We start from the raw sequence: 23167 nt of genomic DNA on the forward strand, positions 1-23167 counted from the left end.
CAGCACTTCGACGGTCTTCCTCAGCTGTTCAGAGCCGGATGCACGCCGCTGATCGGAATACGCTTGGGCTTGGCCTCTTCCGGCACCAGACGCACCAGATCGATATTGAGCAGGCCGTTGACCAGATTGGCGGCCCGAACCTCGATATGATCGGCCAAGCGGAACGACAGCTTGAATGCGCGCTGGGCGATGCCCTGATACAGGTAGGTGACGTTCCCGGCAGAGGTGTCACGCTTGCCACCCGACACGGTCAATACGCCGCGCTCGACCTGCAGCTCGAGGTCTTCCTCCTGAAAACCGGCGGCCGCAACGACGATGCGGTACTGGTCGTCGGCGTACTTCTCGACGTTGTAGGGTGGGTAGCTGCTGCCCGACTCGTTGCGCATCGCCGACTCGAACAAATCGTTGAAGCGGTCGAAGCCGATCGACTGACGGAACAGCGGGGTCATGGAAAATGCAGTGCTCATAACAATCTCCTGATTTCAGCGAGTGGTGTAAGTCGCGGGACCCGCTTTCGGCATCCCACATGACCGAAAATGTGGATGCCCAGGTGTATTTCAAGTGTCTGAAAAATTTTCTTACAGGGATACCGGCCATGAACAAAGTGATGCTGATCACAGGCGCCAGCCGCGGCATTGGCGCCGCCACCGCGCGGCTCGCAGCCGCTCGCGGTTATGCGTTGTGCCTCAACTATCATCAGCGCCGGACGGCCGCCGATGCGCTGGTCGCGGATATCGTCCGAGCCGGCGGGCGCGCCATCGCGGTGCAGGCCGACGTGGCCGATGAGGCTCAGGTCGCGCGGCTGTTCGCAGAACTGGACCGAGAGTTCGGACGTCTGGATGTGCTGGTCAACAATGCCGGCATGCTGGAACAGCAAATGCGCCTGGAACAGATGGACCTCGGCCGCTGGCAGCGTGTATTCGCCGCTAACGTATTCGGCAGCTTTCTCTGCGCGCGGGCGGCGATAACGCGCATGTCCACCGCCAACGGCGGAGGTGGTGGTGCAATCGTCAACGTCTCCTCGGTGGCCGCCAGGCTGGGCGCGCCGGGCGAGTACATCGACTACGCAGCGGCCAAAGGCGCCATCGACAGCATGACCCTGGGCCTGGCGAAGGAAGTCGCGGCCGAGGGAATTCGGGTGAACGCGGTACGCCCAGGCGTGATAGATACCGACATTCACGCCAGCGGCGGCGAGCCGGGGCGCGTTGCCCGGGTCAGCCAGAGCGTGCCCATGGGCCGCGGCGGACAGGCGCAGGAAGTGGCCGAAGCCATCCTCTGGCTGGCCAGCGATCAGGCGTCTTACACCAGCGGCGCGTTGCTGGACGTTGCGGGCGGCCGCTGAGCCCGGCGTTGCGTTGCCTGTAGGCGCCGTTAAGCGTCTCGCTCAGGCGGGTTGGGTACCACCCCGAGCAGGGCATCGATACGCAGGCAGTCGGTTTCCCGGCGCAGCAGATTGAACACCTCGACCGCCTCCGGGTAGCTGCGGGTCAGCATCGCCAGCCACTGTTTCAGTCGACCGGGAGCGTAGCGCGGCGACATCTTGCGCCGCGCCTGCAGCCAGAAGTCCGCCAGCAATGGCTGCAGCTCCACCCAGGTCATTGCCGCTACTTCGCGCCCGGCCCGCGCAGTTGCGATCTGCCTGGCCAGGTCCGGTCGCGCCACCAGGCCACGGCCCAGCATGATGTCCTCTACGCCGCTGACTTCGCGACAGCGTTGCCAATCCTGCAACGTCCAGATCTCACCGTTGGCGTAGACCGGCACCTTGACCCGCTCCTGCACGCGCGCCACCCACTCCCAATGGGCCGGCGGCTTATAGCCTTCGACCTTGGTCCGTGCATGCACGACCAGTTGCGCGGCGCCGCCTTCGGCCAGGGCCTGGGCGCACTCCAGGGCGTCGTCCTTGTGCGCAAAGCCCAGCCGCATCTTTGCAGTAACCGGGATATGCGCGGGCACCGTGCGGCGCACTTCGCGAACGATGGCGTGCAGCAGTTCCGGCTCCTTGAGCAGCACGGCACCACCTCGGGACTTGTTCACGGTCTTGGCCGGGCAACCGAAGTTGAGGTCGATGACCGGCGCACCCAGGGTGCAGGCGAAGGCCGCGTTGTCCGCCAGGCACTGTGGATCCGAACCGAGAAACTGCACCCGCAACGGCGTACCGGCACGGGTCTGGGCAGCACTGAATAGCTCAGGCGCGAGTTTCGCGTAGGTCGAGGCTGGCAACACGCGCTCGGTTACCCGGATGAATTCGGTCACGCACCAGTCGATGCCGCCCACACGGGTGAGCACGTCGCGGAGAATCTCGTCGACCAGGCCTTCCATCGGCGCGAGTGCAATGTTCATTCGGCGGGTTTCCCGGAAAAAAGCGGCGCAGTGTAAGCGGCGCGCTGGCCGCTGAGAACTACCGCAGGGCAAACACGGCCAGGTAATGCAGGGAACATGGCCAGCTTCAGGTAGTCCACATCGGACAGTTCGACGGATTGGAGCAGAAAATGCGAATACTCATGGTGCTTGGCAGCCTTTATCTTTGCCTGGGGCTTGGCGTGAGCCACGCGGAACCAATGACCGAAGCCGACACCTCGGCTCCGGCAAAGATGGCGCAACTGGTGATCGGGCGCGACGCCAAGGTTCCCGACACCTGCTCGGTGGAGCTGTCACTGGAAGAAAAACCGGTTGCCGAATTGCCCGCTGGCGAATCGGTGAAACTCGATGTGCCGGCCGGGACGCATTACCTGCGGGCCAAGCTGGCGCCTGCGGAGGACTGCAACGCCGTTGGCCTGGCCAGTGGCCAGTCGATTCTGCTGGCGCCGGGGGAGACCCGTGAGTACCAGCTGATGCTGGACAACGACGCGCTATTTCTGGCGCCCCAGCACCAATAACGCGTGATCACAGCTCCGCAGCAAGCGAGGGTTGCAGCGCTCGGCCGTAGCCTTCGACGAATTCAGGCGGCATCCGCTTAGGCCTGCCGCTGGACAGCTCGATACAGACGAACGTGGTTCTGGCGCGCAACAGCGTCACCCCGTCCTCAGGTCGCACGAGCTGGAAGCAGCGATCCATCTTCAGGCGCTGATCCGACTCGACGATCCAGGTCGCCATCTGCAGCGACTGCTCTTCGTATGCGCTGGCCAGGTAGTCGATTTCATGGCGCACCACGGCCATGGCGCGGTCGAGCCGACGGTACTCGCTCAGATCAAGGCCGAGAAACTGCGAATGGCGCCAGGCGCAACGCTCCAGCCAGCTGACATAGACCGCATTGTTGGCATGCCCGAGGCCGTCGATGTCATCGGCGCCCACCACAATATCGATAACGAACGGATTGGCGAGATCCCAACTCATGCGCGCTGCTCCAGGGTAGCCGGCGGACGAATCGTCGCCGGCGAGATGACTGTGATCGCCGGCGCGCATGCGCCGGTTATTCGCTGCAACCTTACAGTTGCCAGGTGCGCCTTGGAAGCCAGGACGCTCGATCAAGCCACGTTGTAACCCGAGACGCCTAACGACTGGCGACATCCGCTGGCGCTTGTCGGGTAGTCGCCAGCAGCTGCAGGACGGCCTCGTGCAGCCTTGGATCGGCCAAGACTCGCTGATGCCCTCCGCTCTCCACACGCAACAGGCGGCTGTCGAACCAGGCCTCGTGGATCGCTTCCGCCTCGCTGAAAGGTACTTTCTGGTCATCCAGCGCATGCACGATCAGCCCAGGGAAATCCAGCCGATAGCGATTCACGTCGAGCTGACCGGCCGGCATTCCGGCTTTCTCCTCGACCAAGCGGATAAAGTGCGCCCGCGCTTGAGCCGGCAAGCGGACGAAACGCGAGAATTGCCGCAGCATCGTGAGTATCCGGCTCGGTGCGGCAATGCTGACCACCACCTCGGCGCGCAACCCCAGCTGGGTGGCAAGCAGCGCGCTCGCACCCCCCATGGAATGACCGATCAGGGCTTTCAATGGCGGAAGCTCGCCGGCCGCCTCGAGCAATGCCCGGGCGAACAGCACAACATTGGCCTCGTGGCCCGGCGAGCGCCCATGGGCGGGTGCATCCAGCGCAACAACGCCGTAACCGGCGTCGACCAGTGCCTTGATCAAGCCTGCGAATTGCGTCGGCCGCCCTTCCCAACCGTGCATCAGCAGCACCGCCGGACCACTGCCCCAGCGCAGCGCCGACAACCCGAAGCGCAGCGTGATGCGCTCGGCTTGGGCCAGCAGCGGTAGCTCCCACTCACGGGGCGGCAACTCGCGCGGGGTCATGAACTCTCGGCGCATTCTGTTGGCCACCGTACGCGGCGCCAGCAAACCGACCGACGCATTGAAACCACGAATCCACTGCAAGCTGCTCATTGCATTCTCCTCAGACGATCGCCGACTTGGCGGCACGCAAAACCCGGTCGGACAACTCGCCAGGCCCCAATGCCCGCGCCAAAGCCAGACCACCAACCATCAACGCCATGTCGGCGAGTACCTTGTCTGCGTCCTCGGCGCTCGCCGCCATCTGCGCCACCATCAGTTCAAGGTGCTCGGCCAAAGCCGCACGGAAGTCCTCCGGCAGGCGCGTCAGCTCGCCCAGCGAGCTGGGCAGCGGGCACCCCTGATCCTGCGTGTCGCGGTGCTTGCGCGACAGGTAGAAAGCCGCCAGCAACACCCGGCGGTCCTCGGCCGGCAGCGTGTTGTCTATTTCCGCGATCAACGCCCGACGCTGACCGAGCAACTGGGTGAAGGCCTCCAGCATCAGCGCATCCTTGCTGCCGAAATGCGCATAGAAGCCGCCAACCGTCAGCCCCGCGGCGCCCATGACCTCACCGACGCTCGGCTCTGCAGGCCCTCGACTGATGAGTGCGGAACTGGCAGCAGCAAGAATTCGTTCGCGGGTTTGCGCTTTTTTGTCGTTCATAACGGCCTCCATATATTACGAACGTAATATTACATCCGTAATTAATAATGCCAAGGCGAACAGCTGACCGCCGGTCGGTAATAGGAAGAAGGGAATAATTCGGATGCGGAAAAACAAAAGGGCCACTCCGTTAGGAATGACCCTTCAAAATCCCGCAGAGCGGGCAAAAATGGCGTCCCCTAGGGGACTCGAACCCCTGTTACCGCCGTGAAAGGGCGGTGTCCTAGGCCACTAGACGAAGGGGACGAAACCTTCGATGAACAAGGCCAGCACTAGGCTGGCCTGTCGTGGATTGGTGGAGCTAGACGGGATCGAACCGTCGACCTCTTGCATGCCATGCAAGCGCTCTCCCAGCTGAGCTATAGCCCCGGATTTAACGTCTCTCGACACACAATGCCGAAGCACTGCGGCTGGAAATAGTGGCGTCCCCTAGGGGACTCGAACCCCTGTTACCGCCGTGAAAGGGCGGTGTCCTAGGCCACTAGACGAAGGGGACGCAGATACCCTTCAAAAACTCAGCCAACTCCGGGAGTCAGCTGTGGCAAGCCTTTACGGCTTTGAGATTGGTGGAGCTAGACGGGATCGAACCGTCGACCTCTTGCATGCCATGCAAGCGCTCTCCCAGCTGAGCTATAGCCCCATCTCAAGGACGGGGCGCATCTTAAGTGCGCCCCTGGGCACTGTCAACAACATTTTGCCCGACAGACGGATTCTTTATGCTGACAGAACAATCACTTACCCCGCCCTGCGTGAATCGCGACGAGACGCGTCTCAGGCAATCGCGGTGAGCAGTTTTTCCCACTCCTTGTTTTCCTTCTTCGACACGCCACCGAGCAACTCAATGGCCTGACGCAGACGGAAACGGGTGAGGTCCGGGCCGAGAATCTCCATGGCATCAAGCACCGACACCGAGCTGGCGTGGCCGGTAATGGCGGCAAACATCAGCGGCATGGCATCCCGCAGTTTGAGTTCCAGGTGCTCGACAACCGCCTGGATGCAGCCAGTGATCCTGTCCTTTTCCCACTGACGCAACGCTTCGAGCCTCCACAGGATCAGCTGCATGACCTGGCGCACCTGATCGGTCGAGAGCTTCTTGTGCTCGAACAATGCGGCATCCGGCGCAACGCCACCGGCGAAGAAGAAACTGGCCAGCGGTGCGATCTGGCTGAAGGTTTCCACCCTGCCCTGCACGTGCGGCGCGATACGCATCAGGTAGTCGCTGTTGAATGCCCACTTCTGCGCGCCCGCGGCGAACTCCTCGACGCTCAGCTCGCGCATCCACTGGCCGTTGAGCCAGGAAAGCTTTTCCAGATCGAAAATCGGCCCGCCGAGGGAGACACGCTGGATATCGAAGTGCTCAATCATCTCGTCCAGGGTGAATTTCTCGCGTTCATCCGGCATCGACCAGCCCATGCGGCCGAGGTAGTTGAGCATCGCCTGGGGCAGGAAGCCCATGCGCTCGTAGAACGTGATGGAAGTCGGGTTCTTGCGCTTAGACAGCTTGCTCTTGTCCGGGTTACGCAGCAGCGGCATGTAGCACAGCTGCGGCTGCTCCCAGCCGAAGTACTCGTAGAGCTTGATCAGCTTGGGCGCCGACGGCAGCCATTCTTCGCCGCGCAGCACGTGGGTGATGCCCATCAGGTGATCGTCGACCACGTTGGCGAGAAAATAGGTCGGCAGGCCATCGGTCTTCATCAGCACCTGCATGTCCATCCGATCCCACGGGATCTCGACATCGCCACGCAGCATGTCCGGGACCACGCAAACGCCTTCGCTCGGCACCTTCATGCGCACCACGTTCGGCTCGCCCGCGGCCAGACGTTGCTGCACGGCATCAGCCGTCAGGTGCATGCAGTGGCCGTCGTAACGCGGGGTCTGCTTGGCCTCCGTCTGCTCGGCGCGCAGCTTGTCCAGGCGTTCCGCGCTGCAGAAGCAATGGAAGGCGTGGCCTTTATCGACCAGTTCAGCGGTGTACTGCTTATAGATGTGGCCCCGCTCGCTTTGCCGATACGGACCGTGCGGACCGCCCACATCGGGGCCTTCGCTCCACTCGATACCGAGCCAGCGCAGAGCGTCGTATATCTGCTGTTCCGACTCGCGGGTCGAGCGCACCTGATCGGTATCCTCGATCCGCAGGATGAATTCACCCCCATGCTGACGGGCAAAACACAGGTTGAACAGGGCGATATAGGCGGTGCCTACGTGCGGGTCACCGGTGGGCGACGGCGCGATGCGGGTACGGACGGTGGTCATGGCAATTCTCGGACAAGCGAAGCAGGTGGACGGGCAGATACCGGCGCTGGCGAAACAGCGCCTTGGCCCATGATCAGGGGCGCGATATTAACAGCCCAACCGCTGCGCCCTCCAGCCCGCACGCGCCAGCGGCAATTAAGCGACGATCACACCTGCAACAGGCGATCTCGCAGCTTCTGGATCTCGTCGCGCATCTGCGCCGCAGCCTCGAACTCCAGGTCGCGGGCCAGTTGATACATCTTCTCTTCGAGCTGGCGGATGCGCTTGGTGATCTCGCTGGGCGAACGCAGTTCGTTCTCGTAGCGCGCGCTTTCCTCAGCGGCCTGCGCCATGCCCTTGCGCTTCTTGCTCCGCGACCCAGGTACCACGGCGCCTTCGAGAATGTCCTGAACATCCTTGAATACGCCACGGGGGGTGATGCCATTGGCTTCGTTGAAAGCGATCTGCTTGTTGCGCCGCCGCTCGGTTTCGCCAATCGCGCGCTCCATCGAGCCGGTCATGCGGTCGGCATACAGAATCGCCCGGCCGTTGAGGTTGCGCGCGGCGCGGCCGATGGTCTGAATCAGCGAGCGCTCGGAGCGCAGGAAACCTTCCTTGTCCGCATCGAGAATCGCCACCAGCGACACTTCCGGCATATCCAGACCTTCACGCAGCAGGTTGATGCCGACCAGCACGTCGAAGGCACCGATGCGCAGGTCGCGGATGATCTCGACCCGCTCCACGGTGTCGATATCCGAGTGCAGGTAACGCACCTTGACGCCGTGATCACCCAGGTAATCGGTCAGGTCCTCGGCCATGCGCTTGGTCAAAGTCGTTACCAGCACGCGCTCTTCGAGGGCCACGCGCTTGGCGATTTCCGAGAGCAGGTCGTCGACCTGGGTGCGCGCCGGGCGCACTTCGATCTGCGGATCGACCAGCCCTGTAGGACGCACCACTTGCTCGACCGTTCGCCCGGCGTGGTCCGCCTCATAAGGGCCCGGCGTGGCCGATACGAAGATGGTCTGCGGGCTGGCGGCCTCCCATTCCTCGAATCGCATCGGCCGGTTGTCTAGTGCCGAGGGCAGACGGAAACCGTATTCGACCAGGGTTTCCTTGCGCGAACGGTCGCCCTTGTACATGGCGCCGACCTGCGGCACCGAAACGTGGGACTCGTCGATCACCAGCAGGGCATGATCCGGCAGGTAGTCATAGAGCGTCGGGGGCGGCTCGCCCGGCCCGCGCCCGGAGAGGTAGCGCGAGTAGTTCTCGATGCCGTTACAGTAGCCGAGCTCAAGAATCATCTCCAGGTCGAAGCGGGTGCGCTGCTCCAGACGCTGGGCTTCCACCAGCTTGTTGGCGCCGCGCAGGTACTCGAGGCGTTCGGCCAGCTCCACCTTGATCTTCTCGATCGCCTCCAGCAGCGTGTCGCGCGGCGTGACGTAATGGCTCTTGGGGTAAAAAGTGAAGCGCGGCAGCTTGCGAATGACCTCGCCGGTCAGCGGATCGAAGGCCGACAGGCTCTCGACCTCGTCATCGAACAGCTCGATGCGGATCGCTTCCAGGTCCGACTCCGCCGGGAAGATGTCGATCACATCGCCGCGCACGCGAAAGGTCGCGCGGGCGAAATCCATGTCGTTGCGGGTGTACTGCAGGTCGGCCAGGCGACGTAGCAAGGCGCGCTGGTCCATTTTGTCGCCGCGGTCGACGTGCAGCACCATCTTCAGATAGGACTCGGGGCTGCCCAGACCGTAGATGCAGGAAACGGTGGTGACGATGATCGCGTCTGGCCGTTCGAGCAGCGCCTTGGTTGCGGACAGGCGCATCTGCTCGATGTGGTCGTTGATCGAAGCGTCCTTCTCGATAAAGGTATCCGACGACGGCACGTAGGCTTCGGGCTGGTAGTAGTCGTAATAGGAGACGAAATACTCCACCGCATTGTTCGGAAAGAAGCTCTTGAACTCGCCGTACAGCTGCGCCGCCAGGGTCTTGTTCGGCGCCAGCACCAGGGTGGGCCGCTGTACCTGGGCGATCACGTTGGCGATGCTGAAGGTCTTGCCGGAGCCGGTCACGCCAAGCAGCGTCTGGTGGGAAAGCCCAGCCTCGATGCCTTCGACCATCTGCCGAATCGCCTCCGGTTGATCGCCGGCAGGCTGGAAACGGGTGACCAGTTCGAACTTGGACATGAAGAACCTCGACAAACGGCTGTGACGCGGCGGAAAAGCCTACGTCAAACCAGGCGAAAAGCGTGAGCCTGCTGTCGCGGCGCACGATCCGGGTCGTTATACTACCGGGCCATTTACGCAACCCCTAGCAAGCATTGAAAACTCCTGCGTCGGGCCGCGCGCAGATCAAAACAAATGCCGCACGCTGGCGCGCAGCAGCTGTTTTTATCGAGCCTCACGGCCGCTTTGTTTTCGATGTTGTTCTAGCCCCATAGTTGCAGGGGATTGCTCGCCAACCACCTCACTCTCCGAGCTGCCGCATCCATGAGTCTGTTCTCCGCCGTCGAAATGGCTCCGCGCGATCCCATCCTGGGCCTCAATGAAGCATTCAACGCTGACAGCCGTCCTACCAAGGTCAACTTGGGCGTTGGTGTCTACACCAACGAAGAAGGCCGCATTCCGCTGATGCGTGCAGTCGCCGAAGCCGAGCAGCAGCGGATTGCTGCCCACGCCCCGCGCGGTTATCTGCCGATTGACGGCATCGCCGCCTATGACCAGGCCGTCCAGACCCTGCTGCTTGGCCGTGACTCGCAACTGATCCGCGAAGGCCGGGTACTGACCACCCAGGCGCTTGGCGGTACCGGCGCGCTGAAGATAGGCGCCGATTTTCTCAAGCGCATGCTGCCCGATGCCGTGGTTGCCATCAGCGACCCAAGCTGGGAAAACCACCGCGCATTGTTCGAATCCGCCGGCTTCGCCGTGCACAACTACCGTTATTACGATGCGGCCAGCAACGGCGTAAACCGCGCAGGCATGCTCGACGACCTGAAAAACCTTCCCGCCCGTTCGATCGTGGTGCTGCACGCCTGCTGTCACAACCCGACCGGCGTGGACTTGAGCATGGAAGAATGGAAGGCAGTGCTTGAGGTACTGCGCGAGCGCGAGCACGTGCCCTTCCTCGATATTGCCTACCAGGGCTTTGGCGATGGCATCGAAGAAGACGCACATGCCGTGCGCCTGTTCGCCGAATCCGGGCTGACGTTCTTCGTTTCCAGCTCGTTCTCCAAATCGTTCTCGCTGTACGGCGAGCGGGTCGGCGCCCTGTCGATCATCACCGGCTCCCAGGAAGAAGCTGGCCGCGTGCTGTCGCAGGTCAAGCGGGTGATTCGCACCAACTACTCCAACCCGCCAACCCACGGCGCCAGCGTGGTCGCCAGCATCCTCAACAGCCCTGAGCTGCGGGCGATGTGGGAAGCCGAACTGGGCGAAATGCGCGAGCGTATCCGCAGCATGCGCATGGCGATGGTCGAGCAGCTGGCGGCCCTCGACTGCAAGCGCGACTTCGGCTTCGTGGCCGAACAACGCGGCATGTTCTCCTATTCGGGGCTCACCGCCGAACAGGTCGAACGCTTGAAGAGCGAGTTCGCCATCTACGCCGTTGGCACCGGCCGGATATGTGTCGCCGCGCTGAACACGCGCAACCTGCCTGTGGTTACCCGGGCCATCGCCCAGGTCCTGTGATGCGCATGGGGAGTCGGGCGCACCGGCTCCCCATTCGATCAGTTCTAACGCCATCCCCCGGCAGCGCGATGAAGTGGATCGCTGGTTGATCAGCGCGAATCGCCCACGCTAATCCGCTAAGATGCGCAGCTCGCTCACCACCCGCACCTGACCATGACCGCCATCTCCCGCGTTTCTCTGCTGCCCTACGTTCTCGCCTGCTGCCTCGGATTACTGGCGTTGTCGGCCCTCTGGTACGGCATCGGCAAACCTGTGCAGCTGGCCGATGCGGCGACACCCACGCACAAGCTGCAATGCGCGTCCTACACACCGTTCGACAAGCATCAATCACCGTTCGATCAGCCTCTGCAACTGAGCGAAGCGCGCATGGACGCTGACCTTGCCCTGCTCAGCCAGCGTTTCGACTGCCTGCGAACCTACTCGGTGACCGGCCTGGAAGCGCTGCCCGACCTGGCCCGCAAGCACGGCCTGAAATTGATCATCGGCGCCTGGGTCAGCCGCGATGCCCACGCCACCGCGATCGAGATCGACGGGCTGATCGCCACCGCCAATCGCCACCCGGACGTGGTCCAGGCGCTGATCGTCGGCAATGAAGCCTTGCTGCGCAAAGAGGTAACGCCGGGCCAGCTGGTCGCGCTGATCGACCAGGTCAAGGCACGGGTCGAGCAGCCGGTCACCTACGCCGACGTTTGGGAATTCTGGCTGAAGCACCCGGAGGTGGCGCCGGCGGTGGACTTCATCACCATTCACCTGCTGCCTTACTGGGAAGACGACCCGGCCGGTATCGACAGCGCACTGGCAGAGGTGGCGGAAGTTCGCCAGCAGTTCGGCCGCGCATTTGCGCCCAAGGACATTCTGATCGGCGAAACAGGCTGGCCCAGCGAGGGCCGGCAACGGGAAACGGCATTGCCGAGCCAGGTGAACCAGGCCCGATTCATTCGCGGCTTCGTCGAAATGGCCGAACAGAACGGCTGGCGCTACAACCTGATCGAAGCGTTCGATCAACCCTGGAAGCGCATCAGCGAAGGCGCAGTGGGCGGTTACTGGGGACTTTACGACGCCGACCGCCAGGACAAATCGATCCTCGCAGGTCCGGTTTCCAACCTGCCGCACTGGCCGATGTGGCTGGCTGGCAGCGTTCTGGTGTTCGCGGGCGCCCTGCTTCTGGCCGGGCGCCCCTGCTCGCGTCGTGCTGCGCTGGTGATGCCGCTGCTGGCGGCGCTGGGCGCGGCCTGCATGGCGCTGTGGCTGGAACTGGCCCTGATCACCAGCCGCTACGTCGGCGAATGGCTGTGGGCCGGCGCGCTGCTGGGGTTGAATCTGCTCGTGCTTGCCCATGGGTTGCTGGCGTTGGCCGCCAAGGGCGGCTGGCGCACGCGGTTGTTCGACTGGCTGCAAGCGCGCGGCGGCTGGTGGCTCGCTGCCGCAGGTTTTGCCGGTGCGGTGATGATGCTGGCGCTGCTGATGGATGCCCGTTATCGCAGCTTCCCCAGCGTCGCTCTGCTGCTGCCGGCGCTGGTGTACCTGTGCCGCCCGGTGCATGGGCCGCGCCGGGAGCTTGCCCTGCTCGCCCTGTTGATTGGCGCGGCAATCGCACCGCAGCTGTATCAGGAAACCCTAGGCAACCTGCAGGCGATCGGCTGGGCGCTGGTCAGCAGTCTGCTCGTCGCGGCGCTGTGGCGCAGTCTGCGCTGGCGCCCGGCTTAAACGGTGCGCGCGCGCGGTGCCCGCACGAGTCGCAACAAGGCCAGCACCAACGCGAACACGGCGAGGCTCGCCGAGTAAAGCACCATGGCCGGCAGCGCGAGCAGCAGCGCCGGCACTGCCAGCCAGGTGCCCCATGCGCCTGGCAGCACGAACGCGGCGACCGCCAGCAGCACGGCCGCCCACGCCATCAGCCGCATGTGAATCAACCAACCCAGGCCCGCCCTGAGTTCACAGGCCCACTGCTCGGGGCTTTCCACGCAACGCCCGACCCATTGATCACTCTCCATCAGGCTGAAACGCAGCCCGTAGCTTGCCGCCAGGCAAACGACCACGGCGATCAACAGCAGGCCCAGCGGGAGAAAGCGGCGCATATGCGGCTCCAGTCAGAAAATGGCGCCCAGCATAATGCCGTACCGGTCGGATTCAAACGACAGAGTTGCCGTTTATCGCCTCGCCCGGCATGCTCGATGCAATTCACAGGTAAGGGAATGACGATGCCGCAGACACAGGTTCGCAGCGCTGAGCGCGGGGATATCGAGTTGATTCTGGGTCTTGTTCGGGAGCTCGCCGAGTACGAAAAACTCAGCGATCAGGTTGTCGCCGACCCCGAGCAGATGGCCGAGCACCTATTCGGGCATCGTCCCTACGCAGAAGTGCTGGTCGGCGAAGTGGATGGCCGACCCGAAGGCTTCGCGCTGTTCTTCCACAATTACTCCACTTTTCTCGGCAAGCCCGGTATCTATCTCGAAGATCTCTATGTACGCTCCCATGCCCGCGGTTTCGGCCTGGGCAAGGCGTTGCTGGCCGCACTGGCGCAGCTTGCGGTGACTCGCAAGTGTGGACGGCTGGAATGGTCGGTACTGGACTGGAACGCCCCCGCCATTGGCTTCTACGAGCAACTCGGCGCCAAGCCACTGGATGCATGGACGGTGTACCGCCTGACTGGCGCGGCATTGGAAGATATAGCAGAAAAATCGCGATGAACGGCACCTGTTTGCCAAACCGTGGTCACATTGCCACTACACCCATAGCCTGCGTTCTTCCTGAGAGACTTAGTTATGCTGTTTTTTTCGCGCCTTGCCGCACTTGTTGGCACGCTACTGCTGTGCCTGCCGCTGTCGGCGGCAGATATAGATGCACAGAGTTACGGCTACCCACTGACCAATCCATTCGAGGCGACCATCGCCACGACGCCGCCGGAGCTACGCCCCGAGTTGCCCGCCGATGAGGACATCGACCAGGACGACTACCAGGTCAAGCTGCGCCCGGAACGTGAGTTCGAGCTGCCCGACAACTTCTGGCCGGTCAAGAACCTGCGTTATCGACTGGCCGAACAGGACGGCGAGGCGCCGCTGATCTTCATCATCGCCGGTACCGGTGCGCACTACTCCAGCAGCACGCCGGAATACCTGAAGAAGCTGTTCTACGGCGCCGGCTATCACGTCGTCCAGATGTCCTCGCCGACCAGCTACGACTTCATGGTATCGGCGTCGCGCTTCGCTACGCCGGGCTACACCAGCGACGATGCGGACGATCTGTACCGCGCCATGCAGGCCGTGCGCGCGCAACACCCGCGCCTCAAGGTCAGCGACTATCACCTCACCGGCTACAGCCTGGGTGCCCTGCACGCGGCGTTCGTCAGCCAGCTCGATGAAACCCGCCGCAGCTTCAACTTCAAGCGGGTGCTGCTGCTCAACCCACCGGTCAACCTCTACACCTCGATCACCAACCTCGATCGTCTGGTGCAAACCAAGGTCGAGGGCGTCACCAACAGCACCACCTTCTATGAACTGGTGCTGGCCAAGCTCACCCGCTACTTCGAAGAAAAGGGCTACGTCGACATCAACGACGCACTGCTCTATGACTTCCAGCAATCGGACGAGCAGCTGACGGACGAGCAGATGGCCATGCTGATTGGCACCTCGTTCCGCTTCTCCGCGGCCGACATCAGCTTCACCTCGGACCTGATCAACCGCCGTGGCCTGATCACACCGATCGATTACCCGATCGAACAGAGCACCAGCCTGACGCCGTTCTTCAGGCGCTCGCTGCAATGCGACTTCGACTGTTACATCACCGAGCAGCTGATCCCGATGTGGCGAGCGCGCTATGGCGGCGGCAGCCTCAGCCAGCTGATCGATCAGGTCAGCCTCTACGCCGTCGAGGACTACCTGAAGAACACCAGTAAGATTGCCGTGATGCACAACGCCGACGATGTGATCCTCGGCCCTGGCGACCTCGGCTTCCTGCGCCGCACCCTCGGCGACCGTTTGACCGTCTACCCGCTGGGCGGGCATTGCGGCAACCTTAACTACCGCGTCAACAGCGACGCCATGCTGGAGTTCTTCCGTGGCTAAGCCTTTCCATATCGCCTTACTGGCTGCTCTGCTGCTTGGCAGCGGCACGGTTCACGCCCAGCATCCCATCGATGAAGATGGGTTCAAGCAACCGATGCAGCACCTGGAGTTCAACCCAGGTCTGGACCAGCGCGAGTTCGAGCGCTCCAGCCTCAACGCGCTGCAGGTCTATGATCCGCTGGAGTCGTGGAACCGCCGGGTGTACCACTTCAACTACCGCTTCGACGAGTGGGTGTTTCTGCCGATCGTCGATGGCTATCGCTACGTGACGCCGACGCTGGTGCAGAAAGGCGTGAGCAATTTCTTCAGCAACCTGGGCGACGTGCCCAACCTGGTCAACAGCCTGCTGCAATTCAAGGGCAAGCGCTCGCTGCAGACCACCGGGCGGCTGTTGCTCAATACCACGGTTGGCATCGCCGGCCTCTGGGACCCCGCCACACGCATGGGCCTGCCCAAGCAGAACGAGGACTTTGGCCAGACCCTGGGCTTTTATGGCACCCCGGCCGGGCCTTATCTGATGTTGCCGCTGTTGGGCCCGTCGAACCTGCGCGACACCGGCGGGCTGGTGGTGGACTTCAATGTGGAGTTCCACGCCAACCTGCTTAACGTGGCCGAGGCCAGCCGCAGCCACCCTGAGATCAGCCTGCTGGAAGTGGTCGACCAACGCTCCACGGTCAACTTCCGCTACGGCCAGCTCAATTCGCCGTTCGAATACGAGAAACTGCGGTTCTTCTACAACGAGTCGCGCAAGCTGCAAATCGCCGAATAGCGGTCGGGCTTGACCCAAGGGCCGCCCCAGGGTTTTAACCTGGCGCGGCCTTTTTGTTTGAGAGGGATCACCTATGCGTGTCGCGCAACTGGCCAAAGCTGCGGGCGTCAGTGCTGAAACCGTCCGCCATTACACCGACCTGAGCCTGCTGCGCCCTTCGCGCGATCCAGGCAACGGCTATCAGCTGTTCAGCCACGACGACCTCCAGCGCCTGCGCTTTATCAGCCGTGCGCGGCGCCTTGGCTTCAGCCTGAAGGATGTTCAGGCCATCCTCGCCCGCGCCGAAAGCGGTGCAGCACCCTGCACCGAGGTGCGCGACCTGTTGAGCGGTCGCCTGCTGGCGCTGCAAGCGCATATCGACGAATGCCAGCGCCTCGCGCGGGTTATGCAGGACGCGCTGAGCGACTGGGCGCGACGCCCCGAATGCGCCCCAGACGCGACGGCGATCTGCCGCCTGATCGAGGACTTCGAACTGGGTGATGAAGTGCGTCCGGCACAGCCTTGCCCCGCCCATTAAACATCGACAAAATCGATGCTTATCTCTGATATTTTGCGACCATCAATCTAATTGACAGGCATAGGATAGCTTCATCACCTGTGGAGGTATCCGATGAATCTACGTCATGTCCTTGCCGTTCAACCTGGCCAACCGGCTTCCGATGGTGCTGGCGTGCGCCTGAACCGAGTGATCGGCGGCCCCGGAATCGAACGGTTCGACCCCTTTCTGATGCTCGATGAATTCGCTTCCGACGACCCGGACGACTACATTGCCGGTTTTCCACCTCACCCCCACCGCGGTTTCGAGACCATCACCTACATGCTTGAAGGCCGCATGCGCCATGAAGACCACCTGGGCAATGTCGGCCTGCTGCAAAGCGGCGACGTGCAGTGGATGACTGCCGCACGCGGCATCATCCACAGCGAAATGCCTGAGCAGGAACAGGGCACCATGCGCGGCTTCCAGTTGTGGCTGAACCTGCCCGCGCAGGACAAGCTGGGCGAGCCTGGTTATCGCGACATTCCCGCAAGCGCGATCCCACGGCTGAAAACTGCCGCGGGCATCGAGGCGGTGGTGATCGCCGGCCTGTTTGACGATGGCGAAGTGCAGCAGCCGGGCGCCGTGCACAAACCGCATACCGAACCGCAGCTGTTCGACCTGCGCATGCCCGCCGGCAGCCGGTTAGCCCCGCGCCTGGCGGATGGTCACCGGGTGATGCTGTATGTCTACGAGGGCGAGCTGGAAATAGCCGGCGCGAAGGGTCAACCGATCAAGGCCGGGCGACTGGTGCGCCTGTCCGACCTGGGCGAGCTGCAGCTTGAGAGCAACACAGGCGCCAGCTTGCTGTTGATTGCCGGCAAGCCGCTCGGCGAGCCCATCGTGCAATACGGCCCGTTCGTGATGAATACCCGTGAGGAGATCGAACAGGCACTGCGGGACTTTCGTGACGGCGCACTGGCTTGAACATGTCGCCGCTGGGCTCGGCCCACCGGCCTGCACAACCACCCGCCAGGTACCAATCCGTACCGCGCCTACTGGGCGTAACGGCGATACAACCCTGGCGGCACGCCGCTGCTGTCGGTCGGCTGCCACGGGCCCTGCGGGTTGTTGGCCCAGCTCCAGCCACCGTCCCAGCGGTAGTAGGTGCGCTCGCGGTAGTACAGGTCGCGGGTGCCGCCCACGACGTACACGCTCAGGCCCGCGTCCCAGTGGCTTGCCACACCGGGCGGCGGTGCATAGCGCGGGTGCGACTTGCTCGTCGTTGGGCTTGGCGGAGTAACTGGCGCACTGCTCTGCACCGCACAACCGGCGAGGCTGAACAGCATCATGGCCAGGGCTATCTTCATCGTCGAATTCATTGTGCTTGGCCATCCGCCGTATCGATGATCAGCTGTTGCGGCTCGCGCGTACTGCTGGCCAAGGGTTGGCTACGGCCGACCCACTCCCCCGCCGTCGCGTCGCCGCTGCGGGAAATCCGCGCCACCAGTTGCACCTGCTCGAAGCCCGAAAGTTTCAGTTGCGGCATCATTGCGTCGCTGTCCGAAAGGCTCACCTGCGTCGGCAAGTCGGCAACGCTCAGGCGCTTTACCGCCAGCGGCATCGGCGGCCCGGTCACGGCGCGGGCGAAGACGAACACCGCATCGCCTGGCTGCACCTGGTCCCGCAGCGCAGCAGCCAGCTCGACCTTGACGGTCAGTTGCGCCTCGACCGCCACCGGGTTGGCCGCACTCTGCGGATCAAGACGCTGTTTAGCTCGGTCAATGCCGCCCTGGATCGCCAGGCGCGAAGGGTCCTGCTCCGGCAATACTGCCACCAGCCGTTGCCAATGATCGATGGCCTGCTGGAAGCGCTCGTCTTCATAGGCGGCAATTCCCAGCAAACCGAGGCTGGTGACTTCTGCCGGATCGCCCTGCAAGGCCTCGTCGGTCAGTGTCTGCAACTGCTCGGTCCACTGTTTGTCGCCGGCGAAGTACAAAGCCTGGGCCCACTGGCCGAGCAACTCAGGCTGGCGACCGGCAAGGGCTACCGACTTTTCGAACGCGTTGGCGGCGTCACCTGCACGCTCCTGCGCCATGTAGGTCCGACCGAGGAAGTACCAGCTTTCAGCGGATTTCGGGTCGCTCTTCACCGATGCCTCGAGGCGTGCCGTCATTTCCTCAAGGGTCTTCGGCTGCTGTGCGGCCATCGTCTGCGCCCGCTCGAGGTCGTCGATCGCGCCCCAGTTCAGGTACAGGCCGTAGCCCAGCAGTGGCATCATCAGGGCCGCGATCAGCGGGATCTTGCCGCCGAGCCGGCGCGAGTCGGCACCGACCTGCGCACCTTCGGTATCGGCGAGCAGCTCGCGGGCAGCCTCGTCGCGGCCCAGCTGCAGTTGCTGATCATCCAGCGCGCCTGCCGCGTGCTGCGCCTGCAGCTCGTGCAGGCGCTCCTGATAAAGGGTCACGTTGAGTGCAGTGCGATCTTCTTCCGCCTGGGCCTTGCGCCCGCGCACCACCGGAATCAGCAGAAAAGCCAGGGCTGCGAGCAACAACAGACCGGCGCATAACCAGAATTCATTCATCAGTCGTTCTTATCCACAGGCGTTTGGGTGAGCAGGACGGTCAGTCGGCGTTGCTCGTCATCGGATAGCCCGCTGGGCGCGACACGCTGCTTGCCGCGGCGGCGCAACACGATGACGCCCAGCAGGACGAAGCCGCTGACCAGCAAGCCGGCCGGGCCGTACCACAGCAGCAGCGTGCGCGCGGTGACCGGAGGCTTGTAGAGCACGAAGTCGCCATAACGGCTGACCAGAAAATCGATGATCTGCTCGTTGCTCTGGCCTTCTTCCAGCATGCGGAAGATCTGCGCACGCAGGTCCATGGCGATCGGCGCATCGGAATCGGCGATGTTCTGATTCTGGCACTTGGGGCAACGCAGCTCTTCCACCAGATTGCGGTAACGCTCGCGCTCGGCTTCGCTGGCAAATTCGTAGGTATCGATAGCCGCTTGCGCGCTGCCTAACAACGCCATGCCCAATACAGCGGCAACCAGCAAGCGCTTCATGGCTGCACCTCATCGACTAACTCTTGATAAAGCGGTGCCAGTTTCTCGCGCCAGACCTTGTCATCGATCACGCCCACGTACTTGTGGCGGATGATGCCGGCCTTGTCGATAAAGAAGGTTTCGGGCGCCCCGTATACGCCCAGATCCAGGCCCAGGGTGCCGCGCGCATCGTTGATGTTGAGCTGGTAGGGATCGTGGAACTCGACCAGCCACTTCTGCGCGGCAGGGTTGTCGTCCTTGTAATTGACCCCGTGGATGGTCACGCCCATCTCGGCCAGCTTGTTCAGCACCGGGTGTTCGATGCGGCAGGCCACACACCAGGTCGCCCAGACATTGACCAGCGCCGGCCTGCCCTTGAGCTGCGCCTCGGTGATGGTCGCGCCGTCCGCGACGGCAGGCAGGGAAAACGCCGGAAACGGCTTGCCGATCAGTGCGGAAGGCAATTCGGTCGGGTCGAGAAACAGGCCCCGATAAAGCAGCACGGCGATCGCGAGAAACAGTGCCAGCGGTAACAGCAGCAACAGACGCTTCATGCCGTTGCCCCCGCCATGCCGAGCGCATCGCGCACACGGGTTTTCACCTTCATGCGGTAGCGCTTGTCACTTGCGGCGAGAAACCCGCCGAGGCCCATCAGCAATGCGCCGAACCAGATCCAGCGGACGAAGGGCTTGATGTGCACGCGTACCGCCCAGGCGCCGTTTTCCAGCGGCTCGCCGAGGGCGACGAACAGATCGCGAGTGATCCCGGCGTCGATGCCGGCCTCGGTCATCACCGACTGTTGCACGGTATACAGGCGCTTTTCCGGGTGCAGCAAGGCGATTTGTTCACCGTCCTCGAGGATGCGCACCGTGCCTTTGTCCGAGGTGAAGTTCGGCCCCTCGAAATGCTCGGCCCCCTCAAAGACGAAGCGATAACCGCCCATCTCCATCGACTCGCCCGGCGCCATGCGCATGTCGCGTTCAAAGCTGCCCATGCTGGTGAGCACCACGCCCAGGGCGCACACGGCCATACCCAGGTGCGCGGTCTGCATGCCCCAGTAACTGCGGGTCAGGCTTGGCAGACCGCGGAAAAAGCCCTTGTGCCGGGTCTTCTCGACGATGTCGCGCAGCCCGGCCAGCACCACCCAGGCAGACAGTAGGCAAACGCCGAGCACCGCCCAGTTGAAGTCGCCGACCAGCAGGGTCGCCACCACCGCCAATACCACGCTACCGATCAGCACCGGCGTCAGCATGTTCAGCAGCCATTGGAGCGGCGTCTCTTTCCAGCGCACGATCACGCCGACCGCGATCATCGCCATCAGCAAGCCCATCAAGGGGACGAACAGCGCGTTGAAGTACGGCGGCCCGACCGACAGCTTGGCGCCGGTCATGGCATCCAGTACCAGCGGATAGAGGGTGCCGAGCAGAATCATCGCGGCGGCTACCACCAGAATCAGGTTATTCACCAGCAGCAGGGTTTCCCGCGACCACAGGCCGAAGCCGACCTGGCTTTTGACCACAGGCGCGCGAACGGCGAACAACGCCAGCGAGCTGCCCACCACCAGCAGCAGGAAGGCCAGGATAAATACCCCGCGCTCAGGGTCGCTGGCGAAGGCATGCACCGAGGTCAGCACCCCGGAGCGCACCAGGAAGGTACCGAGCAGACTGAGGGAAAACGCGGCGATGGCCAGCAGCACGGTCCAGCTCTTGAACACGCCGCGTTTCTCCGTCACGGCCAGGGAGTGGATCAGTGCCGTGCCGACCAACCAGGGCATGAATGAGGCGTTCTCCACCGGGTCCCAGAACCACCAGCCGCCCCAACCGAGTTCGTAATAGGCCCACCAGGAACCCAAGGCAATACCGATACCGAGGAAGGCCCAGGCAACGATGGTCCACGGCCGCGACCAGCGCGCCCAGGCGGCATCCAGCTTGCCGCCGAGCAAGGCGGCGATGGCGAAGGCGAAGGCCACGGAGAAGCCGACGTAGCCCATGTAGAGCATCGGCGGGTGGATAATCAGGCCGAAGTCCTGCAGCAGCGGGTTGAGGTCACGGCCATTGGTCGGGGTATCGAACAGCAGCCGTTCGAAGGGGTTGGAGGTGACAATCAGGAACAGCAGAAAGCCGATGCTGATGATCCCCATCACGCCCAGCACCCGCGCAAGCATTTCCTCGGGCAGCTGCCGCGAAAAGATCGACACGGCAAAGGTCCAGCCGGCGAGAATCAGCCCCCACAGCAGCAGCGACCCTTCGTGGGCGCCCCACACGGCGCTGAACTTGTAGTACCAGGGCAGCGCGCTGTTGGAATTGTTGGCCACATAGGCAACGCTGAAGTCGTCGACCATAAAGGCGTAGGTCAGGCAGATAAACGAGAACAGCAGAAAGGCAAACTGGCCCCAGGCCGCCGGCTGCGCCAGGCTCATCCACTGCCGGTCGCCGCGCCAGGCGCCGATCAATGGCAGCGTCGCCTGCACCAGCGCCATGCACAGCGCCAGGATCATGGCCAGATGGCCGAGCTCGGGAATCATTGCCCGCCCTCCTGTTGGTAGGCCTTCTTGGTGGCCTGCGCCGCGTCGTGCTGCTGCTTCATTCCGCTTTGCTCCAAGGCCTGCATGACTTCCGGCGGCATGTAGTTTTCGTCGTGCTTGGCCAGCACTTCATCGGCGATCAGCACGCCACTTGCATCAAGCTTGCCCATGGCGACGATGCCCTGCCCTTCGCGGAACAGGTCCGGCAGGATGCCGCTGTAACGGATGGTCACGCGCTTGGCGCCATCGGTGACCACGAAATCGGTGTCCAGGGAATCGCTGGAGCGCTTTACGGAACCCTCCTCGACCAGGCCGCCGGCGCGGATGCGGGTGTCCTGCGGAGCTTCGCCATGGGCGATCTGCGTGGGGGTGTAGAACAGGTTGATGTTCTGCTGCAACGCGCTCAGGGCCAGGGCCACGGCAATGCCGACACCGGCGATGATCGCCAGGACGATATACAGGCGCTTCTTACGCACGGGGTTCACTTCGACTCCTCCCGGCGCAGACGACGCGCCTCGTCTTGCAAGTATCGGCGGCGCGCTAGGATTGGCAGCGCCACGTTCAGCCCGAGCACGGCCAGGCTGATGGCATAACAGGACCAGACATAAGGGCCGTGGGTGCCCATCGCGATGAAGTCGCTGAAGCTGGCAAAACTCATCGGCCTTTCTCCCCCAATGCTTTAGCGGCAACCTCGATTTCAGCTTTTGCCCAACTGCTACGCGCCTCGCGCTTGAGCACTTCCAGACGCATGCGCATCAGCAGTACCGCGCCGAAGAAGCAGTAGAAGCCCAGCACCATGATCAGCAGCGGCATCCACATTTCGAACGGCATGGCCGGCTTGGCCACCACACTGAAGGTGGCGGGCTGGTGCAGGGTGTTCCACCACTCCACCGAGTATTTGATGATCGGGATATTCACCACGCCCACGATGGCCAGCACCGCACAGGCTTTGGCCGCGCTGTCGCGGTTGGTGATGGCCTGACCCAGGGCGATCACGCCGAAGTAGAGAAACAGCAGGATCAGCATCGAGGTCAGCCGCGCATCCCACACCCAGTAAGTGCCCCAGGTCGGCTTGCCCCAAATAGCGCCTGTCACCAGCGCGATCACGGTCATCCAGGCGCCGATGGGCGCCGCCTGCTGCAGGGCGACGTCGGCCAGCTTCATCTTCCACACCAGGCCGACGATACCGGCAACCGCCAGCATCACGTAAATCGACTGGGCCAGAAACGCCGCAGGTACATGGATGTAGATGATCCGGAAGCTATTGCCCTGCTGGTAATCCGGCGGCGCAAACGCCAGGCCCCAGACCAGGCCAACCACCAGCAGCGACGCCGCGGCGACCGCCAGCCAAGGCAGCCAGCGCGCGCTGATCTGGTAAAACCACTTGGGCGAGCCCAGCTTGTGAAACCACGTCCAGTTCATCAACTCACTCATCGGTCGTCGGGACGATGTCAGGTAGCGCTGGCCTCAGCTGGCCAATCCCGGGAACCTCCCG

Annotated in this window: 25 protein-coding genes and 4 tRNA genes; 9 read left to right on the forward strand and 20 right to left on the reverse strand. The window is 63.0% G+C overall.

Features of this window, described 5'->3' with window-relative positions:
• Positions 1-20: 20 nt before the first annotated feature.
• A complete protein-coding gene (locus tag ACX0MV_RS14720) occupies positions 21-467 on the reverse strand; it encodes an Hsp20 family protein (protein WP_458983274.1) in 447 nt (148 codons plus the stop codon).
• Between the two features lie 128 nt (positions 468-595).
• Here ACX0MV_RS14720 and ACX0MV_RS14725 point away from each other — a divergent pair, with 128 nt between their 5' ends.
• The gene (locus ACX0MV_RS14725; protein WP_458983275.1) at positions 596-1342 is read left to right on the forward strand and encodes an SDR family oxidoreductase; all 747 of its coding nucleotides are present in this window, start codon (positions 596-598) and stop codon (positions 1340-1342) included.
• A gap of 29 nt (positions 1343-1371) precedes the next feature.
• Here ACX0MV_RS14725 and ACX0MV_RS14730 read toward each other — a convergent pair whose 3' ends face one another.
• Complete coding sequence (locus ACX0MV_RS14730) at positions 1372-2340, reverse strand: tRNA dihydrouridine synthase (protein WP_458983276.1); 969 nt, start codon at positions 2338-2340, stop codon at positions 1372-1374.
• Positions 2341-2489: 149 nt separating this feature from the next.
• Here ACX0MV_RS14730 and ACX0MV_RS14735 point away from each other — a divergent pair, with 149 nt between their 5' ends.
• Entirely contained in the window at positions 2490-2876 is a 387-nt protein-coding gene (locus ACX0MV_RS14735) for a hypothetical protein (RefSeq protein ID WP_458983277.1), read from the forward strand.
• 7 nt (positions 2877-2883) lie between these two features.
• Here the strand turns inward: ACX0MV_RS14735 and ACX0MV_RS14740 are convergent, their stop codons facing one another.
• The 9 genes from ACX0MV_RS14740 to uvrB form a co-directional block, all read right to left on the reverse strand.
• Entirely contained in the window at positions 2884-3333 is a 450-nt protein-coding gene (locus ACX0MV_RS14740; RefSeq protein WP_458983278.1) for an acyl-CoA thioesterase, read from the reverse strand.
• Positions 3334-3490: 157 nt separating this feature from the next.
• Positions 3491-4330 (reverse strand): alpha/beta hydrolase family protein, encoded by an 840-nt coding sequence (locus ACX0MV_RS14745; RefSeq protein ID WP_458983279.1) that lies wholly within the window; start codon positions 4328-4330, stop codon positions 3491-3493.
• A 10-nt stretch (positions 4331-4340) separates the two neighbouring features.
• Positions 4341-4880, reverse strand: a complete 540-nt coding sequence (locus tag ACX0MV_RS14750) for a TetR/AcrR family transcriptional regulator (protein ID WP_458983280.1) — start codon at positions 4878-4880, stop codon at positions 4341-4343.
• A 170-nt stretch (positions 4881-5050) separates the two neighbouring features.
• A tRNA-Glu gene (locus ACX0MV_RS14755) sits at positions 5051-5126 on the reverse strand.
• A 47-nt stretch (positions 5127-5173) separates the two neighbouring features.
• Positions 5174-5249 (reverse strand) — tRNA-Ala (locus tag ACX0MV_RS14760).
• Between the two features lie 51 nt (positions 5250-5300).
• Positions 5301-5376, reverse strand: a tRNA-Glu gene (locus tag ACX0MV_RS14765).
• Positions 5377-5444: 68 nt separating this feature from the next.
• Positions 5445-5520 (reverse strand) — tRNA-Ala (locus ACX0MV_RS14770).
• Between the two features lie 131 nt (positions 5521-5651).
• On the reverse strand, positions 5652-7133 hold the full coding sequence (gene gltX, locus ACX0MV_RS14775) for a glutamate--tRNA ligase (RefSeq protein WP_458983281.1): 1482 nt from the start codon (positions 7131-7133) through the stop codon (positions 5652-5654).
• 146 nt (positions 7134-7279) lie between these two features.
• On the reverse strand, positions 7280-9295 hold the full coding sequence (gene uvrB, locus ACX0MV_RS14780; protein ID WP_458983282.1) for an excinuclease ABC subunit UvrB: 2016 nt from the start codon (positions 9293-9295) through the stop codon (positions 7280-7282).
• Between the two features lie 303 nt (positions 9296-9598).
• On the opposite strand from uvrB, the gene ACX0MV_RS14785 reads away from it, so the two are divergent.
• Together ACX0MV_RS14785 and ACX0MV_RS14790 are read left to right on the forward strand one after the other, a co-directional pair.
• Positions 9599-10795 (forward strand): amino acid aminotransferase, encoded by a 1197-nt coding sequence (locus tag ACX0MV_RS14785; protein ID WP_458983283.1) that lies wholly within the window; start codon positions 9599-9601, stop codon positions 10793-10795.
• A gap of 153 nt (positions 10796-10948) precedes the next feature.
• Positions 10949-12502 carry a glycoside hydrolase family 17 protein gene (locus ACX0MV_RS14790; RefSeq protein ID WP_458983284.1) on the forward strand — a complete coding sequence of 518 codons (1554 nt, stop codon included), beginning with the start codon at positions 10949-10951 and terminating at the stop codon, positions 12500-12502.
• Here ACX0MV_RS14790 and ACX0MV_RS14795 read toward each other — a convergent pair.
• A complete protein-coding gene (locus ACX0MV_RS14795; protein ID WP_458983285.1) occupies positions 12499-12873 on the reverse strand; it encodes a hypothetical protein in 375 nt (124 codons plus the stop codon). The two genes, ACX0MV_RS14790 and ACX0MV_RS14795, sit on opposite strands and share 4 nt — an antisense overlap.
• Positions 12874-12996: 123 nt before the next feature.
• Here ACX0MV_RS14795 and ACX0MV_RS14800 point away from each other — a divergent pair, with 123 nt between their 5' ends.
• From ACX0MV_RS14800 to ACX0MV_RS14820, 5 genes are all read left to right on the forward strand, one after another.
• Complete coding sequence (locus tag ACX0MV_RS14800; protein ID WP_458983286.1) at positions 12997-13485, forward strand: GNAT family N-acetyltransferase; 489 nt, start codon at positions 12997-12999, stop codon at positions 13483-13485.
• 75 nt (positions 13486-13560) lie between these two features.
• Positions 13561-14859: an alpha/beta fold hydrolase family protein gene (locus ACX0MV_RS14805; RefSeq protein WP_458983287.1), complete on the forward strand. Its 1299-nt coding sequence runs from the start codon at positions 13561-13563 to the stop codon at positions 14857-14859.
• Positions 14852-15628: an MlaA family lipoprotein gene (locus ACX0MV_RS14810; RefSeq protein ID WP_458983288.1), complete on the forward strand. Its 777-nt coding sequence runs from the start codon at positions 14852-14854 to the stop codon at positions 15626-15628. Before ACX0MV_RS14805 ends, ACX0MV_RS14810 begins: the two co-directional genes overlap by 8 nt.
• Before the next feature lie 73 nt (positions 15629-15701).
• Positions 15702-16145, forward strand: a complete 444-nt coding sequence (locus tag ACX0MV_RS14815; RefSeq protein WP_458983289.1) for a MerR family transcriptional regulator — start codon at positions 15702-15704, stop codon at positions 16143-16145.
• 93 nt (positions 16146-16238) lie between these two features.
• Positions 16239-17090 (forward strand): pirin family protein, encoded by an 852-nt coding sequence (locus ACX0MV_RS14820; protein ID WP_458983290.1) that lies wholly within the window; start codon positions 16239-16241, stop codon positions 17088-17090.
• 68 nt (positions 17091-17158) lie between these two features.
• Here ACX0MV_RS14820 and ACX0MV_RS14825 read toward each other — a convergent pair whose 3' ends face one another.
• Genes ACX0MV_RS14825 through ACX0MV_RS14860 form a run of 8 tightly spaced genes read right to left on the reverse strand, consistent with a single transcriptional unit; the run spans position 17159 to position 23097 of the window.
• Positions 17159-17455 carry a hypothetical protein gene (locus tag ACX0MV_RS14825; RefSeq protein WP_458983560.1) on the reverse strand — a complete coding sequence of 99 codons (297 nt, stop codon included), beginning with the start codon at positions 17453-17455 and terminating at the stop codon, positions 17159-17161.
• A gap of 26 nt (positions 17456-17481) precedes the next feature.
• Complete coding sequence (ccmI, locus tag ACX0MV_RS14830; protein ID WP_458983291.1) at positions 17482-18687, reverse strand: c-type cytochrome biogenesis protein CcmI; 1206 nt, start codon at positions 18685-18687, stop codon at positions 17482-17484.
• Positions 18687-19169: a cytochrome c-type biogenesis protein gene (locus ACX0MV_RS14835; RefSeq protein WP_458983292.1), complete on the reverse strand. Its 483-nt coding sequence runs from the start codon at positions 19167-19169 to the stop codon at positions 18687-18689. Before ACX0MV_RS14835 ends, ccmI begins: the two co-directional genes overlap by 1 nt.
• Positions 19166-19702 carry a DsbE family thiol:disulfide interchange protein gene (locus tag ACX0MV_RS14840; RefSeq protein WP_458983293.1) on the reverse strand — a complete coding sequence of 179 codons (537 nt, stop codon included), beginning with the start codon at positions 19700-19702 and terminating at the stop codon, positions 19166-19168. The genes ACX0MV_RS14835 and ACX0MV_RS14840 overlap by 4 nt, the downstream gene beginning before the upstream one ends.
• A complete protein-coding gene (locus ACX0MV_RS14845; RefSeq protein ID WP_458983294.1) occupies positions 19699-21672 on the reverse strand; it encodes a heme lyase CcmF/NrfE family subunit in 1974 nt (657 codons plus the stop codon). The genes ACX0MV_RS14840 and ACX0MV_RS14845 overlap by 4 nt, the downstream gene beginning before the upstream one ends.
• On the reverse strand, positions 21669-22157 hold the full coding sequence (gene ccmE / locus ACX0MV_RS14850; protein WP_458983295.1) for a cytochrome c maturation protein CcmE: 489 nt from the start codon (positions 22155-22157) through the stop codon (positions 21669-21671). Before ccmE ends, ACX0MV_RS14845 begins: the two co-directional genes overlap by 4 nt.
• Positions 22154-22330, reverse strand: coding sequence for a heme exporter protein CcmD (ccmD, locus tag ACX0MV_RS14855; protein ID WP_458983296.1), 177 nt, complete (start codon positions 22328-22330; stop codon positions 22154-22156). The genes ccmE and ccmD overlap by 4 nt, the downstream gene beginning before the upstream one ends.
• The gene (locus ACX0MV_RS14860; protein WP_458983561.1) at positions 22327-23097 is read right to left on the reverse strand and encodes a heme ABC transporter permease; all 771 of its coding nucleotides are present in this window, start codon (positions 23095-23097) and stop codon (positions 22327-22329) included. The genes ccmD and ACX0MV_RS14860 overlap by 4 nt, the downstream gene beginning before the upstream one ends.
• Positions 23098-23167: the final 70 nt, after the last annotated feature.

The organism is Pseudomonas cistanchae, from assembly GCF_054483635.1.